Annotated in this window: 12 protein-coding genes; 6 read left to right on the plus strand and 6 right to left on the minus strand. The window is 60.9% G+C overall.

Annotated elements, in window-relative coordinates:
- Positions 1–1244: sugar ABC transporter ATP-binding protein (locus WB528_RS21040; RefSeq protein WP_423890342.1), on the minus strand; the 1244-nt coding region annotated here is incomplete at its 3' end.
- 204 nt (positions 1245–1448) lie between these two features.
- Positions 1449–2501 (minus strand): substrate-binding domain-containing protein, encoded by a 1053-nt coding sequence (locus WB528_RS21045; RefSeq protein WP_423890343.1) that lies wholly within the window; start codon positions 2499–2501, stop codon positions 1449–1451.
- A gap of 151 nt (positions 2502–2652) precedes the next feature.
- Here WB528_RS21045 and WB528_RS21050 point away from each other — a divergent pair, with 151 nt between their 5' ends.
- Both WB528_RS21050 and WB528_RS21055 read left to right on the plus strand, forming a co-directional pair.
- The gene (locus WB528_RS21050; RefSeq protein WP_423890344.1) at positions 2653–3456 is read left to right on the plus strand and encodes a rhomboid family intramembrane serine protease; all 804 of its coding nucleotides are present in this window, start codon (positions 2653–2655) and stop codon (positions 3454–3456) included.
- 198 nt (positions 3457–3654) lie between these two features.
- On the plus strand, positions 3655–4083 hold the full coding sequence (locus tag WB528_RS21055) for a CBS domain-containing protein (protein WP_423890345.1): 429 nt from the start codon (positions 3655–3657) through the stop codon (positions 4081–4083).
- Positions 4084–4097: 14 nt separating this feature from the next.
- Here the strand turns inward: WB528_RS21055 and WB528_RS21060 are convergent, their stop codons facing one another.
- Positions 4098–5255 (minus strand): enolase C-terminal domain-like protein, encoded by a 1158-nt coding sequence (locus WB528_RS21060; protein WP_423890346.1) that lies wholly within the window; start codon positions 5253–5255, stop codon positions 4098–4100.
- Positions 5256–5285: 30 nt separating this feature from the next.
- Between WB528_RS21060 and WB528_RS21065 the strand changes: the two genes are divergently transcribed.
- On the plus strand, positions 5286–5858 hold the full coding sequence (locus tag WB528_RS21065; RefSeq protein WP_423890347.1) for a TetR/AcrR family transcriptional regulator: 573 nt from the start codon (positions 5286–5288) through the stop codon (positions 5856–5858).
- Positions 5859–5936: 78 nt separating this feature from the next.
- Here the strand turns inward: WB528_RS21065 and WB528_RS21070 are convergent, their stop codons facing one another.
- Entirely contained in the window at positions 5937–6956 is a 1020-nt protein-coding gene (locus WB528_RS21070) for a patatin-like phospholipase family protein (protein ID WP_423890348.1), read from the minus strand.
- 233 nt (positions 6957–7189) lie between these two features.
- Between WB528_RS21070 and WB528_RS21075 the strand changes: the two genes are divergently transcribed.
- Both WB528_RS21075 and WB528_RS21080 read left to right on the plus strand, forming a co-directional pair.
- A complete protein-coding gene (locus tag WB528_RS21075) occupies positions 7190–8248 on the plus strand; it encodes a hypothetical protein (RefSeq protein WP_423890349.1) in 1059 nt (352 codons plus the stop codon).
- A gap of 161 nt (positions 8249–8409) precedes the next feature.
- Complete coding sequence (locus WB528_RS21080; protein ID WP_423890350.1) at positions 8410–10881, plus strand: putative bifunctional diguanylate cyclase/phosphodiesterase; 2472 nt, start codon at positions 8410–8412, stop codon at positions 10879–10881.
- A 4-nt stretch (positions 10882–10885) separates the two neighbouring features.
- On the opposite strand, the gene WB528_RS21085 is transcribed toward WB528_RS21080, so the two are convergent.
- Positions 10886–11449, minus strand: a complete 564-nt coding sequence (locus WB528_RS21085; RefSeq protein WP_423890351.1) for a nitroreductase family protein — start codon at positions 11447–11449, stop codon at positions 10886–10888.
- A 177-nt stretch (positions 11450–11626) separates the two neighbouring features.
- Between WB528_RS21085 and WB528_RS21090 the strand changes: the two genes are divergently transcribed.
- Complete coding sequence (locus WB528_RS21090; protein WP_423890352.1) at positions 11627–11785, plus strand: hypothetical protein; 159 nt, start codon at positions 11627–11629, stop codon at positions 11783–11785.
- A gap of 128 nt (positions 11786–11913) precedes the next feature.
- On the opposite strand, the gene thrS is transcribed toward WB528_RS21090, so the two are convergent.
- The gene (gene thrS / locus WB528_RS21095) at positions 11914–13962 is read right to left on the minus strand and encodes a threonine--tRNA ligase (RefSeq protein ID WP_423890353.1); all 2049 of its coding nucleotides are present in this window, start codon (positions 13960–13962) and stop codon (positions 11914–11916) included.
- Positions 13963–14140 lie beyond the last annotated feature (178 nt).

The following is a 14140-nucleotide window of genomic DNA, read 5'->3' on the forward strand; positions in this document are numbered from 1 at the left end:
TTGCCGCCCGAGAGCGTTCCAACAATGGTGTCGGCGCCCGACGCCTTGATGTTGAGCTGCGCGATGTAACTCTCGGTCACCGACTGTTCGCGGTCGGTATCGATGATCCCGATCGGCGCCGAGCTGATCGCCTGCAACGACGAAATCGTGGTGTTGAAGGTGATCGGCTGGTTCAGGAACAGGCCGAGTGCCTTGCGGTCCTCGGTCAGGAGCGCGATCCCGTATTCGATGGCGTCGGCAGGTGAGCGAATGTCCGCCTTCTTGCCGTCGACCAGAACGTCGCCATGTGTCGCCTGCGGATAGGCGCCGAAAATGGCGGAGACGAGCGTGGTGCGACCCGCGCCCATCAGGCCGCAGAGCCCGAGGATTTCGCCGCGATAGGCCGAGAACGAAGCGTCCTTGACCTTGTATTCGCCGGGCAGCGCGGGATGGTCCACGCTAAAATTCCTGACTTCCAGAATCTTCTCGCCGCGCTGGTGCGTACTTTCCGGATACATCTCCTTCAACTCGCGGCCGACCATCCGGGCGATGACCTGATCGAGCGTGATGTCGGAGACTGCGGTGGTCTCGCCGATCGTCCGGCCGTCGCGCAACACCGCGACGCGATCGGCGATCGCCGCGATCTCTTCCATTTTGTGCGAAATGTAGCACATGCAGACGCCGCTCTCCCGCAGCTTGCGGATCACGCGGAACAGCTCGGCGACCTCCTTGTCAGTCAATGCGGATGTCGGCTCGTCGAGAATGAGGATGTTCGCCCGCTTCGACAGCGCCTTGGCGATTTCGACCATCTGTTGCTTGCCGACGGCAATGTGTTTCACCTGGTCGGTGGGCTTGACGTCGACGATCCCCAACTCGTTGAGGAGGGCTTCGGCGTCGCGGTTCAGCTGGCGCCAATCGATGGCGCCGATCGCATTGGTCGGGTGGCGATCGAGAAAAATATTCTCGGCAACGGAGAGTTCGGCAATCAGGTTGAGCTCCTGATGGATGATCGCAATTCCCGCATCCATGGCCTGGCGTGGGCTCTGAAACCTCTGCCGCTCTCCCCTGATGAAAATCTCGCCCTGATAGGAGGGATAGGGCCAGACGCCGCCGAGCACTTTCATCAGCGTCGATTTGCCGGCGCCGTTCTCGCCCATCAGCGCCAGTACTTCACCGGCGCGCGCCTCGAAGTTGACGTCGTCGAGCGCCCTGACGCCCGGGAATTCCTTGACGATGTGCTCCATCTTCAAAACGATTTCGGACATGCGCATCGGCTCGGGCAATTCCGGTCTCTTCTCGCGGCTAGTGGAGTGGATTTGACATTCGCTACCCAGCTAGCAGCAAACGCGGAAAGCGAACGTTAAATCCTAAACTCCACCAGAAACATGTATTTGCTGGCGGTCCTATGATTCTGGCATTCGCAAAAATGTGCGCTGAAAAGGCATGCGAATGTTAGAATCGGATCCTAGCTATTTTCCGTAGACCTGCTTATGGGTGTAAAATCCTTCGGCGATGATCGTCTGGTTGAGATTGTTCTTGTCGACCAACACGACCGGCGTCACGAGGGTCGGCACATCGACCGCGCCGTTATTGATGACGCGGTCGGCCTTGACGAGAGACTTCGCGTCCTTATCAGGATGAGTTGCCAGCGTCACCGCGATTTCAGCAGCACTTTCGGCCAGCGGATTGATCTTCTTCCAGATGTCGACAGCCTGCTTGCCCTGGGCGACGTACTGGATGTTGACGAGATCGGCGTCGGAGCCGGCGACGAAAACCTTCTCCGCGCTGGCGAGCCCCTGGGCATCGAGAGCGGCGATAACGCCGCGGGCCATGCCGGAGTTGTTGCAGATGATGGCGTCGATCTTGTTTCCGGATTTCACCAGAAGGTTCTCGATGGTGGCCATCGCCTTGTCGGGCGACCATCCCTCATGCGACTGATCGGCGACCAACTTGAGCCCCGGGTTAGCCTTCAGCACTTCGAGGACGCCGCTGCTCATCGTATTGGCATTGGAGTCACCCGGCTGTCCGCGGATAAGCACGACATTGCCTTTGACCGAGCCGTATTTCGCCTTGAGCCATGCCACCATGGCTTCGGCCTGTAGCTTGCCGACAGCCCAGCTATCCTGCATCACCATGGCGTCGAGCGGGCCATTGAGCAGCATCGCATCGTAACCGATCACCTTGACGCCGCTCTTGTGAGCCGACGTGACCATACCGCCGGCGGTGCCGGTATTCACCGGCTGCAGTACGATCGCTCTCGCGCCCCGCGACAGCATGTTTTCGAATGCCGCAAGCTGCGCCTGTTCGTCATTGTTGGCGGAGTCGAAGACGACTTCGGCGCCCAGCGCCTTGGCTTTGGCAAGGAAGGCGGCCTTGTCGCGCTGGTAGCGCTCCTCTTGCATGGTTTTCAGCAGAAAGCCGATCTTGACCTTGTCGGCGGCGCCAGCCGGCTTGACGAGAGCAGGAAGCGGAACCGCTAGCGACGCAAGACCGCCAAGGACGGTTCTGCGATGGAAATTCATGGTGTTTCTCTCCCGTGCGGCCCAATTTCGTAGGCCTTCTTACCATTGAATATAAGGATAGCGGGTTGCCGCGCCGTATGCCAACCGGCTTCCACTTCGCCGCAAAACCCTCTAATGGGGCGCATCGTTTGCTTGCAGAGATCGCAGCCCCTTGGAATCGATACCTGAAGACTCTGTGCCGGAAATCCTGCCGGAATTGCCGCCACGGCCCCCGCGCGAGCCGTTCCTGACGCTACCGGGTGCGTTGACCGGCTATATCCTGCTGTTGGCGATCATTCACTTGCGGGTCCTGTTGCCGCCCGATCTGGAGAACTGGACCGTCGAGGTCTTCGGCTTCATTCCCAAGCGCTACGATTCGACGCTGCTCACGGCCGCCATTGCGGGCGGGGAGGGCGCCAAGTTCTGGACCTTCGTCACTTATTCCTTGTTACACGCCAACCTGACCCACATCGGCTTCAACGTGCTGTGGCTGTTGCCATTTGGCAGCGCACTGGCACGGCGTTTCGGCGCGGTCCGCTTCTTTGTCTTCATGGCGGTCACGGCGGCGGCGGGCGCGCTGGCCCATCTGATCACGGATGAACATGATCCGGCGGCGATGATCGGTGCGTCGGCCTCCGTGTCGGGCGCCATGGCGGCGGCCATCCGCTTTGCGTTCGTGCAAGGCAGCTTCCTCTCCTTCAGCCGTGGCGATGCCGACGCCGCCGCCAAAGTGCCGGCGCTGTCCCTGTGGCAAGCCCTGCGTGACCGCCGTGTGCTCGCCTTTCTCGCCATCTGGTTCGGCGTCAACATCATTTTCGGCATTGGATCGATTGCGATAGGCATGGAAGGCCTCAAAGTCGCCTGGCAGGCACATATCGGCGGCTTTCTCGCCGGACTTTTGCTGTTTTCGCTGTTCGATCCGGTTCCTCCGGCCGCAACCCATGCTGCAGATGCGTCGCCGCAGGATCAGGCCTGATTTTCTGGCCGCTCGCTTGCGGGGTCAGGCGATTTCATCCATCATTCGGACCAAGCGGCACGGCATAAGACCGTGATGTGCTCTAGGCATTGACCGCGGCGCGCGCAACCAAATCGGCGCCACACTGTTGTTTGCAGACTCTAAAGTGAAACAAGAACGTGCTCGTTCAAGAGCGCGATCGGCTTCAAGGAGGCGACAATGACGGTACGTGCAATTCTCGATACCAAGGGTCACCAAATCACGAGTGTTGAACCGGAGGCGAAGCTTTCCGCCGCCGTCAAAACGCTGGCCGAACGCAAGATCGGCGCCGTGCTGGTGATGAGCGCGGGCCGGATCGAGGGCATCCTGTCGGAGCGGGACATCGTGCGCGTGCTGGGCGAGCGAGGCGCGTCGGTGCTCGATGAATCCGTCAGCGCGGTGATGACGCGCAAGGTCGTCAGCTGCAAGCAGTCCGACACCGTCGGCGCGATCATGGAAATGATGACGCTCGGAAAATTCCGCCATTTGCCGGTGCTCGACGGCGACCGGGTGGTTGGCCTGATTTCGATCGGCGACGTCGTCAAATGGCGCGTGAAGGAATATGAACACGAGCAGGAAGTGCTGCGCGAGTACATCAAGACGGCCTGAGTGGATTCCGGAGCTTAGAAATCAGCCTGGTTTGCCGCTACCGCGTCCTCATTCCATTCCAATCCGATGCCAGGCACGTCTGGAATATGGAGCAGGCTATCTTTGATTTCATAAGGCTTCTGTAGAATCGGATCGGCCCAGTCCTGCCACTCAAGCCAATGCGCGGTCTCGGTAACTCGCATCACGTGAGCGGCCACTTCCGGATAGAGATGCGTGGATATTGGCACGCCTGCCGTTCCTGCGATTGCCGCAGCTCGGAGCCAGCCGGTGACACCGCCGATGCGCATGAAGTCGGGCATCACCAAGTCGCACGCCTTGCTCTGGAGCGCCTTATGAAGGTCGCGAGGCCCGTAGAAATTCTCACCGATCTGAAGCGGCGTCTTTAGCTCGGCAGCAAGCTGGGTGTAACCGTCGAGGTTGTCGTAGACGATTGGCTCTTCGATCCAGGCCAGGCCGAAATCGTCGATCGCATGGCACCGCTGTAAGGCATCTCCCAGATCCAGGCACTGATTGAAATCGACCATGACCTGCATGTCTTCGCCGACCGCCCTGCGCACAGCTTCCAGGGTTGCCATATCTTCGCGAACTCGATCGCGACCGAGCCGCAACTTGAGGCCGCTGAAGCCTCCTTCGTCGCGCAGCTCGATCGCCTCGGCGGCTACCACTTCAGGCTCTTGAAGCCATAGTCCATTGCTATTGTACGATTTCACGGGCCCTACCGAGCCGCCCAGCAGCACGCAAAGCGGCAAGCCAGCCGCCTTGGCCAGAACATCCCAGGCCGCCATGTCGAGCCCAGAGACGGCAATCATGGACAAGCCCTGATAGCCGACAAAGTGAAGAGACTTGCGCGCGACATCATACAATTCGATGGGGGTCACCTTCCGGCCCTTGAGCATTTCGCCGAAATCGTGAAGTGCAGGAATCAGATACCGCATGGTTTTCGCAGTGTAGGGCTCGAGATAACTTCGCCCGACCACGCCCTCCTCGGTGTAGAGGTCGATGAGAATCAGGGGCCAGTCGGTGATGGTGGCTATGCGTGCCACAACCGGACGCTTTAGCTTGAGCACAACCGGGCGCGCCCTGATGCTCTTGAACGTCAGTGATGTGAACCCCATTGAATGTGCCTCCTCTTCATCGCAACTTTTCAGGACGGCTGGATGCTGTAAACTCACTGACCAGTATATTTATAAAATGGGGCACCGATGCGCAGGAAGACGGATCAAACCCGGCAGCGCATCGTGGATGCAGCCTATGAGTTATTCTGGCGTTCAGGGTTCACGCGTACAAACGTAGACAGAATTGCCGCCGAGGCAAATCTGACCAAGCGGACGCTATACTCGTACTTCCGCAGCAAGGACGACCTTTTAGCCGCAGTGCTGTTGCGTTACGGCGAATTGGCTGCGGCACGGCTCCAGCGCATCGGCGAGCGGACGCCTGACGATCAGATTGGAATGATCGAGTCCCTTTTCAACCAAATGGCCGGCTGGGCGGGCGCGACGCCCCGATGGTCCGGTTCGGGGTTCACGAGGCTTGTGGTCGAGCTTGCCGATCTCCCGGGCCATCCGGCCCGTGCTATTGCCCGGCGTCACAAGACGACGACGGAGGCTTGGCTTGCCGGGCGCCTCGCAAAGGCGCGAGTCGGGCGACCGCAGGAGCGAGCGCGCGACGTGATGTTGCTGATCGAAGGTTCGATGGCACTGATGCTCATTCACGGCGATCGAAGCTACATCGATGCTGCTTCGCGAGCCGCCAAGCAGCTCATCAAACAAAAATAGCCAAGAAGGTGCGATGTCCGAGTCGATTCAGCAGGGATTGTCGGCTGATTGATGTCCGCTCTGCCCAAAAGCCGCGCCCTAGTCATCGATCACGGCCTTCGCCGTGACCGGTGTAGGTGCCAGCACGTCGATCACTTCCTGGATGGAGGCGAGCGCCCGTTCGGCAGCGCGCGCGCCGTGCGCGATCAGCTCGTCGGCGCGGTGAAAGTCGAACCAGCCGACCTGGCCGATCCGGGGCGTGATCAACAGATCCGGCGGATCGCCGGCAAGCCGCGCGCGGGTAATGCGATCCTGCATGATGTTGAAGGCATCGACCATGACCGAGGAAATGCCCGGCCGTCCGCCGCTGCCGAAAAATTCGCGTTTGACCGCACGCTCGGCGGAGAAAAACTTGCCGATTCCGCGCTTCGGTGGACTGGGTTCAGCCGGCACTTCCTGCGCGACGGCGGACGCACCGTGCGAATAGATCGTGGTCGAATGAGCAAAGATGTCGCTTGAGAGGTTGGCGGCGATGACGATTTCCGCGCCAAGGGCGCGGGCCACCGATACCGGCACCGGGTTGACCAGCGCGCCATCGACCAGCCAGCGGTCGCCAGCGAGCACCGGCGCAAAAATGCCAGGCAACGCATACGAAGCGCGCATCGCATCCACGATGCGGCCGTGGGTCAGCCAGGTTTCGTGGCCGGTGCGGACTTCGGTCGCGACGGAGGCGAATTTCAGCGGCAGATCCTCGATCAGGATCTGGCCAAGCGAAGCCTCGAGCTCCGCAGCCAGCTTGTCGCCGCCGATCAGGCCGGAGCCGTTGAGCTTGAGATCGAGATAGGAAAGAACGCTACGCGGTTGCAGCCCGCGCGCCCATTCTTCCAGCCTGTCGAGGTGCCCCGCCGCAAAGGCCCCTCCGACCACGGCCCCCATCGAGGTGCCGACCACGACGTTGGGGACGATGCCGTAATCGATCAGGGTCCGGACGATGCCGATATGGGCAAAGCCGCGCGCCGCCCCGCCGCCGAGCGCAAGCCCGATGACCGGCCGCCGGCCAGCCGTCCCGTCCCGGACTTCTCCGCCGTTTTGGCCTCGTCTGATCCAATTATCCAACACCGAAAAACGACCTCCTTCCGGATACAAGAAAGCTACCGCGAGACGGCCGCTCTCACCAGAATGGCTGACAAGCATGGTTTATGCTGGGGGTTGAACGCCAGATTGTGACGAGACCGCGGCGAGCACGAAGGGTAACGGGCGCGGCTGGCGCTGGGTTCCCTTTGTCCCGGTTCAAACCGGGGTCGGCCAACGTAGGCTTGAATTTGCCGCGTTTTCAGTGAAAAGCATGCATCATGATTTGGGGAAGGCAGGGTACCGGCGGATTGCGGCGGAGCGGGCGTTCGTGCCTCATGCCTCTATTTGCCTTGCTTTTGGGTTCGGTCCTTGTCGCCCCCGTTTCGGCGCAAATGTTCAGCGACCGGCCGCCGCCGGTGCCGCCGGCCTCTGTTCCGGACGTTCCGGCCGGACCTGCGATGAACCTCGCGCCGTCCTCCGGTCCGGCATCCGGACCCAGTCTGCCGCCGCCGTTGACCGCGCCGCCGGCCGTCGCCGCCGTCCCGCCCGTCGTCGCACCCCAGGGTGCTGTCATACCCAACCAGGGGGTGCTGGCGTTGACGGCGCGTTTTGGCAAAGACCTTCCGGCCGTCACCGGCGGGCTGGTCTGGCGCGTCTTTTCCGATCGGCCGGACGAGACCGGAAATATGAAGATGGTCCGCGAGGACCGCAGCGCAACTCCGAACATCGTGCTGCCGCCCGGTAACTACGTCATTGACGTGGCGCTCGGCCTTGTCAGCGCCGTGCGGCCGGTCACCCTGAAGGCGGAGACCGATCGCGAATCCTTTATCCTTCCCGCCGGGGGCCTGCGCATCGAGGGCCGCGTCGGCACCTCGAAGATTCCACAGAACCAGATTTCGTTTGCGATCTACAAGGGCAGCCAGTTCGAGGTCGGCGAGCGCGCCTCGCTCGTGCCCAACGTCGCTGCCGGCGACGTCGTGCTCGTGCCCGAGGGCACCTACTACATCATTTCCAACTACGGCGATGCCAATTCGGTGGTGCGGTCTGACATTCGCGTGCAGGCGAGCAAACTTACAGACGTCATCATCACCCATCGCGCTGCCGTCATCACGCTCAAGCTTGTCAGTGACCGCGGCGGCGAAGCGCTGGCCAACACCGCGTGGTCGGTGATCACGCCGGGCGGCGACGTCATCAAGGAATCGATCGGCGCATTTCCCAAGGTCATATTGTCCGAGGGCGAATATCGGGCGATCGCCAAGAACGAAGGCAAGGTGTACGAGCGCTCGTTCAACGTCGTCAACGGCGTCGATGGCGAGGTCGAAGTCGTCGCGCGCTGATGGCAGCCGACATGCGCTGTCATAGTTTCTAACGCGCACTAACCATCACGCGATTTAAAACCGTCATAATCGCTGTCCTGACACCCGCCACGCGAAATTTTTACGCTGCCTTAAGTGCCCCCGCATTGGATGACGCAAAATTTGCGGCTTGGGGGAACGTCATGCTTGCTGCCAGGAAGTCGTCCGGAAAGTCCATTGCGGAGATGTTCGACGATGTCCCGATCTTGCAGCGCAAGTGGCATGCGGCGGTGCGGCCGGGCGACAAGCTGCCGGCTTACGAAGACGTGATGCTCGGCAGTCTTGGCCGGCTCGCCGATCACATTGTTCTGCTCAAGGGCGGCATCAACGGGCTCGAAGTATTGCGCACCGGCCGCTACGCGCAGAAGTGGCTGGGTCAGGATCATTGGAATGTTCCGATCGGCCAGCTGTCGCCGGATTGCGCGACCGTCCTTGCCGAGGCGGCCGCATGCGCGCTCAATAACAGCCGCCCCCATCTGGCATCCGCTCATTGCGTGCGCGAAGGCCTGGTGCAGACCTACAACATTCTTGCGCTTCCGACCTCGTCGCGCTGGGGCCACACGCTGATCGGCGTCTACATCAATGAGCGCGAGTCCCAATACAATCTGCTCGATGCGATTTTTTCCGCCACCGATGAGGGCGTTTTGTCGCTCGCGGCGATCAGGAATTCGCAAGGTGAGCCGTTCGATTTCCAGATCGTGCATCTCAATGCGGGAGCCGCGCGGTTGCTCAAAGTCCCCGCGATCGAGCTGCTGTGGCAGCGGCTCAGCTCAAACCGAAATCTTCTGTGCGGCTCAGAGGTGATCGAGCGATTGCTTGGTGTCGTGAGAAGCGGCGCGGGAGATCAGTTCGAGATCGACAGCGACGATCGAAACCTGAAATTGGGCGCCACTGCGTTCGGCGACATTCTCGCTTTGACTGTCTCCGATGTAACGGCCCTGAAACGGCGGGAAGCTTCCTTCCGGTTGTTGTTTGACAACAATCCGATGCCGATGTGGGTGTTCGATCCCGAAACGACCGGCTTTATCAGCGTCAACGACGCGGCGATCCAGCACTACGGCTACAGCCGCGAGAAATTTCTCACCATGAAGCTCGACGAGATCTGGCCCGCGGACGAGCGGAACAGCCACAAGGAGGCGCTGCTGCATCTTGGGGAGGCCTATCAGTCCCCGCGCAACTGGCGGCACATCAAGGCCGACGGCAGTGAAATCCATGTGCTGACTTTCGGGCGGCGTGTGATGTTCGACGGGCGTGACGGCTATCTCGTCGCCATTGTCGATATCACCGAGCGGCGCAAGGCCGAGGCCCGTATTGCCCACATGGCCCATCACGACGGGCTGACCGACCTGCCCAACCGCGAATTCTATCAGGAACGGCTGCGCCAGGCGCTGGAGGAAGCCGAGGCCGGCAAGAAACGCGTCGCCGTGTTGTGCGTCGATCTCGACCTGTTCAAAAACGTCAACGACTCCTTTGGCCATCCGATGGGCGACCGCCTGCTGCGGCTCGTCGCCGACCGCTTGCGGTCGCAGGTCCGCGGCAGCCATCTCGCCGCCAGGCTGGGTGGCGACGAGTTTGCGTTGATCCTGGCTTCCGACCTCTCGCCGAACGAGGTCAGCGATTTCTCCACCCGCCTGATCGAGGCGTTGAGCAGGAGCTACGATATCGACGGAGTTGAGGTCGTAATCGGCGCCAGTATCGGCATCGCGCTGTCGCCGAGCGATGGCGTCACAGCCGAAGAACTGATGCGCAACGCCGATATGGCGCTGTACCGGGCGAAGTCCGACGGCGGTGGCGTTCACCGCTTCTTTGAGCGTGAGATGGACCGCCTGGCGCAAAAGCGCCGTGACATGGAAGTTGACCTGCGCCGCGCCTTCGCCAATGGCGAGTTCGAACTGCACTATCAGCCGCTGGTGGACATTAGCGCCGACCGCATCAGCGGATTTGAATCGCTGTTGCGCTGGCAGCATCCCGACAAGGGAATGATCTCGCCGGCGGATTTCATTCCGATTGCCGAAGACATCGGCCTGATCGTCGCGATCGGGGAGTGGGTATTGCGCGAGGCCTGCAACGAAGCGACCAAATGGCCCGGCGACGTCAAGGTGGCCGTCAACCTGTCGGCAGTCCAGTTCCGCAGCCGCAATCTGGTTCAGGCCGTGATCTCCGCCTTGGCGCATTCGGGTCTGTCGCCCCGGCGGCTCGAGCTTGAAATCACCGAGTCAGTTTTTCTTGCCGAAACCGAAGCCAACCTCGCCATCCTGCATCAGTTGCGCGGCCTCGGCGTCAGTATCTCGATGGACGATTTCGGCACCGGCTATTCCAGCCTCAGCTATTTGCGAAGCTTTCCGTTCGACAAGATCAAGATCGACCGTTCCTTCGTCAAGGATATCGCCGAGCGGCCGGATTGCGTTGCTATCGTGAGGGCGATCTCGGGTCTTGGCCGCAGCCTGAACATCACCACAACGGCGGAAGGCGTCGAAACCGTCAACCAGCTCGACTGGCTGCGCAACGAAGGCTGCAACGAGGTTCAGGGATTCCTGTTCAGCGCCGCAAAGCCGGCCGGCGAGATCGCGGCACTGCTGTCGAGATTCGGTGAACGCGCATCGCAGGCGGCGTGAGGAGTTAAAATCGCGTGACGAGGTCCGACAACGCCGGCCGCGGACGGTCCTCGCTTGGTTTGGATACCGAGCCGATATGGACAAAGCCGGCGAGCTTTTCGTCCGCCTTCAATCCGAGCCCATCGAGCACGTCGCGGTCGAAGGAAAACCATCCCGTCAGCCAGCAGGCGCCGTAGCCGAGCGCGGTCGCAGCGGTGACGATGTTCATCGCGCTCGCGCCTGCGGACAATTCCTGCTCCCACGGCGGCACTTTGGGATGCGGCCTGGTCAAGCTGACGATGCCGATCACGAGCGGCGCGTCGGTCAGGCGCTTTTTCTCGACGTCGATCTCGGCGGGGGAAGCATTTGGATTTTTGCGCGCAAAGACAGCGGCGATGACCTCGCCGGCACGCATTCGGGCATCGCCTTCGAAGATAATGAAACGCCACGGCGCAAGCTTGCCATGGTCGGGCACCCGCGCGCCGATCGTCAGAATGGTTTCAAGCTCAGTGGACGAGGGGCCGGGGCCAGTCATCTCGCGTGGCTTGACGGAGCGGCGGGTCTTCAAAAGCTCAATGGCATCGGGCACTAACAAATTCCTCAAATGGTGGCGTCACACGTTAGGAGATAGGTGCGGCGCCGCGCCGATGGAAGCGAATTTAGAGCAATTATGACGGAGAAAATTCCTTGCTCGGCCAAGCCCGATACAATTCTTTGAAAAAGGGTCCTCGATACCAGCGTACAAATGATCGAAGGGAGCGATGAGTTGGTCCTCCGAACGGTGATCCTGGTGGTCGCAGTGGCTGTGCTGCAGCGAAAATTTCCCGACAGTCCCTGGTCGCATCAAGCCCTCGACGTGCTGAAGTCGGCCGGTCTGGAGCCCGCCGAGGACCAGAAAAGCTGGATTTCCCAGGCATTCCACTAGTGTCCCGATTCCGAAGTTCGTAGCATTTTTCGGAGCCACGCTTCGAATTTCGGAACCGCTGCACTAAAGCCTGTCCGGTTTTGATTGAATCAAAACCGGGCTCTGGATTTTGTTTTGTCGCGTTTTCTTCACGCGACCGATCGGGCTCGCTTCACATCCGGCGGTGTTGCCTCTTCGACAAGCGCGGCAATAGCCTCATCTGTCGCCATCACCTTTTGTCCGTCGCTGCCCAGCCGGCGAATCGAAACCGAATGGGTCTCGGCTTCCTTCTTGCCGACCACCAGTAGCGCCGGAATTTTCGCCAGCGAATGCTCGCGGACCTTGTAGTTGATCTTCTCGTTGCGCAAATCGATCTCGACCCGCAAGCCCGCGCGCCGCGCGGCGGCAGCGACCACCTTGGCGTATTCGTCGCCCTCCGAAGTGATCGTGGTGACAACGGCCTGGATCGGTGCGAGCCAGAGCGGGAAGTTGCCGGCATAGTGCTCGATCAGGATGCCGATGAAACGCTCCATCGATCCGCAGATCGCGCGATGCACCATGACCGGCGCCTTCTTCGAGCCGTCGGCATCGATGTAGAACGCGCCGAAGCGTTCGGGCAGGTTGAAGTCGACCTGTGTGGTGCCGCACTGCCAGTCGCGGCCGATGGCATCGCGCAGCACATATTCGAATTTAGGCCCGTAGAACGCGCCTTCGCCGGGATTGATCGCGGTCTTGATGCGCTGATTGTGGCTGTTGGCTTCGATCTCGCTCAGCACGGTCGCCATCACGCGTTCGGCGTGATCCCACATCTCGTCGGTGCCGACGCGCTTTTCGGGGCGCGTCGAAAGCTTCACCGTGAGTTCGCCCTCGAAGCCGAAGTCGGCGTAAGTCGAAAGGATCAGCTCGTTGATCTTGAGGCATTCCTCCGCAAGCTGCGCCTCGGTGCAGAACACATGCGCGTCGTCCTGGGTAAAGCCGCGCACCCGCATCAGCCCATGCATGGCGCCGGAAGCCTCGTAGCGGTGCACGACACCGAATTCTGCAAGCCGCAGAGGCAGGTCGCGGTAACTCTTGAGGCCGTGCTTGAAGATCTGAACATGACCGGGACAGTTCATCGGCTTCAGCGCAAACCAGCGCTTGTCCTCGGCCTCGTCGCCGGCGGACTGCGCGGCGAACATGTTTTCGCGATACCAGTCCCAGTGACCGGAAGTCTCCCACAGCACCTTATCGAGAATCTGCGGCGCGTTGACCTCGCTATAGTCTCCGGTCAGCCGCCGGCGCATATAGGCGATCAGCGCCTGGAAGATGGTCCAGCCCTTCGGGTGCCAGAACACCACGCCCGGGCCTTCCTCCTGGAAGTGGAACAGGTCGAGCTCGCGGCCGAGTTTGCGGTGGTCGCGCTTTTCGGCTTCCTCGATCTGCTTCAGGTAAGCGTCGAGCTCTTCCTGCTTGGCAAAGGCGGTGCCGTAGATCCGCGTCAGCATCGGATTGTTGGAATCGCCGCGCCAATAGGCACCCGCAACCTTCATCAGTTTGAAGGCGCCTCCGATCTTGCCCGTCGAGGTCATGTGCGGGCCGCGACACAGATCGAACCAGTCGCCCTGGAAATAGATCTTGATCGGCTCGTTGCCGGGAATGGCGTCGACCAGTTCGACCTTGAAGTTCTCCCCCTTGTTGCGGAAGACCTGCTTGGTCTTTTCGCGATCCCAGACTTCTTTCGTGAAAGGTTTGTCGCGCGCGATGATCTCGCGCATCTTTCTCTCGATCGCGGCGAAATCTTCCGGGGTGAACGGCTCGTTGCGGAAGAAGTCGTAATAGAAGCCGTTTTCGATCACAGGCCCGATCGTGACCTGAGTTCCCGGCCACAGCGACTGCACGGCTTCTGCGAGCACGTGGGCGGCGTCGTGGCGGATCAGTTCGAGCGCGCGCGGATCGTCGCGCGAGACCAGCTCGAGCTTTGCATCGCTCTCGATCGGATCGTTGAGGTCGGCCAACGTGCCATCGAGTGCCATCGCCACGGTGCGCTTGGCCAGCGAAGGCGAAATGCCCTTGGCAATCTCCAGTCCCGTGGTGCTTTTGGGATAGTCGCGGCGGGCGCCGTCCGGGAAGGTGAGGGTGACCTTATGCACGGGTTCCGCCGGTTTCAAATTCGTGATGCTGTATTGGAATCCCGGCGCGGGCGCATTCTTGTCTGACATGGTCGTCTCCTCAAGGCTCACTCCTGCGAACGAGCGCAGGTAAGCGGGAATGAGAAGCGGTATAGCAGGCGAATCAGGCGTTGCAAGATCGCATCGGGCGGAGGGGGAACCGGTTCGGCCCTGACACAGCCTTCGGTTGCCGGCGGATAGACTCGCCGCCACAGGCTTGTTAGAATCC

The organism is Bradyrhizobium sp. (genome assembly GCF_049586575.1).
GTDB lineage: Bacteria > Pseudomonadota > Alphaproteobacteria > Rhizobiales > Xanthobacteraceae > Bradyrhizobium.

What these genes read in the sequence shown, in the direction of transcription:
- WB528_RS21045 (WP_423890343.1), bottom strand. Translation starts at nt 2,501, where the DNA reads ATGAATTTCCATCGCAGAACCGTCCTTGGCGGTCTTGCGTCGCTAGCG.
- WB528_RS21055 (WP_423890345.1), top strand. Translation starts at nt 3,655, where the DNA reads ATGACGGTACGTGCAATTCTCGATACCAAGGGTCACCAAATCACGAGT.
- WB528_RS21065 (WP_423890347.1), top strand. Translation starts at nt 5,286, where the DNA reads ATGCGCAGGAAGACGGATCAAACCCGGCAGCGCATCGTGGATGCAGCC.
- WB528_RS21075 (WP_423890349.1), top strand. Translation starts at nt 7,190, where the DNA reads ATGATTTGGGGAAGGCAGGGTACCGGCGGATTGCGGCGGAGCGGGCGT.
- WB528_RS21080 (WP_423890350.1), top strand. Translation starts at nt 8,410, where the DNA reads ATGCTTGCTGCCAGGAAGTCGTCCGGAAAGTCCATTGCGGAGATGTTC.
- thrS (WP_423890353.1), bottom strand. Translation starts at nt 13,962, where the DNA reads ATGTCAGACAAGAATGCGCCCGCGCCGGGATTCCAATACAGCATCACG.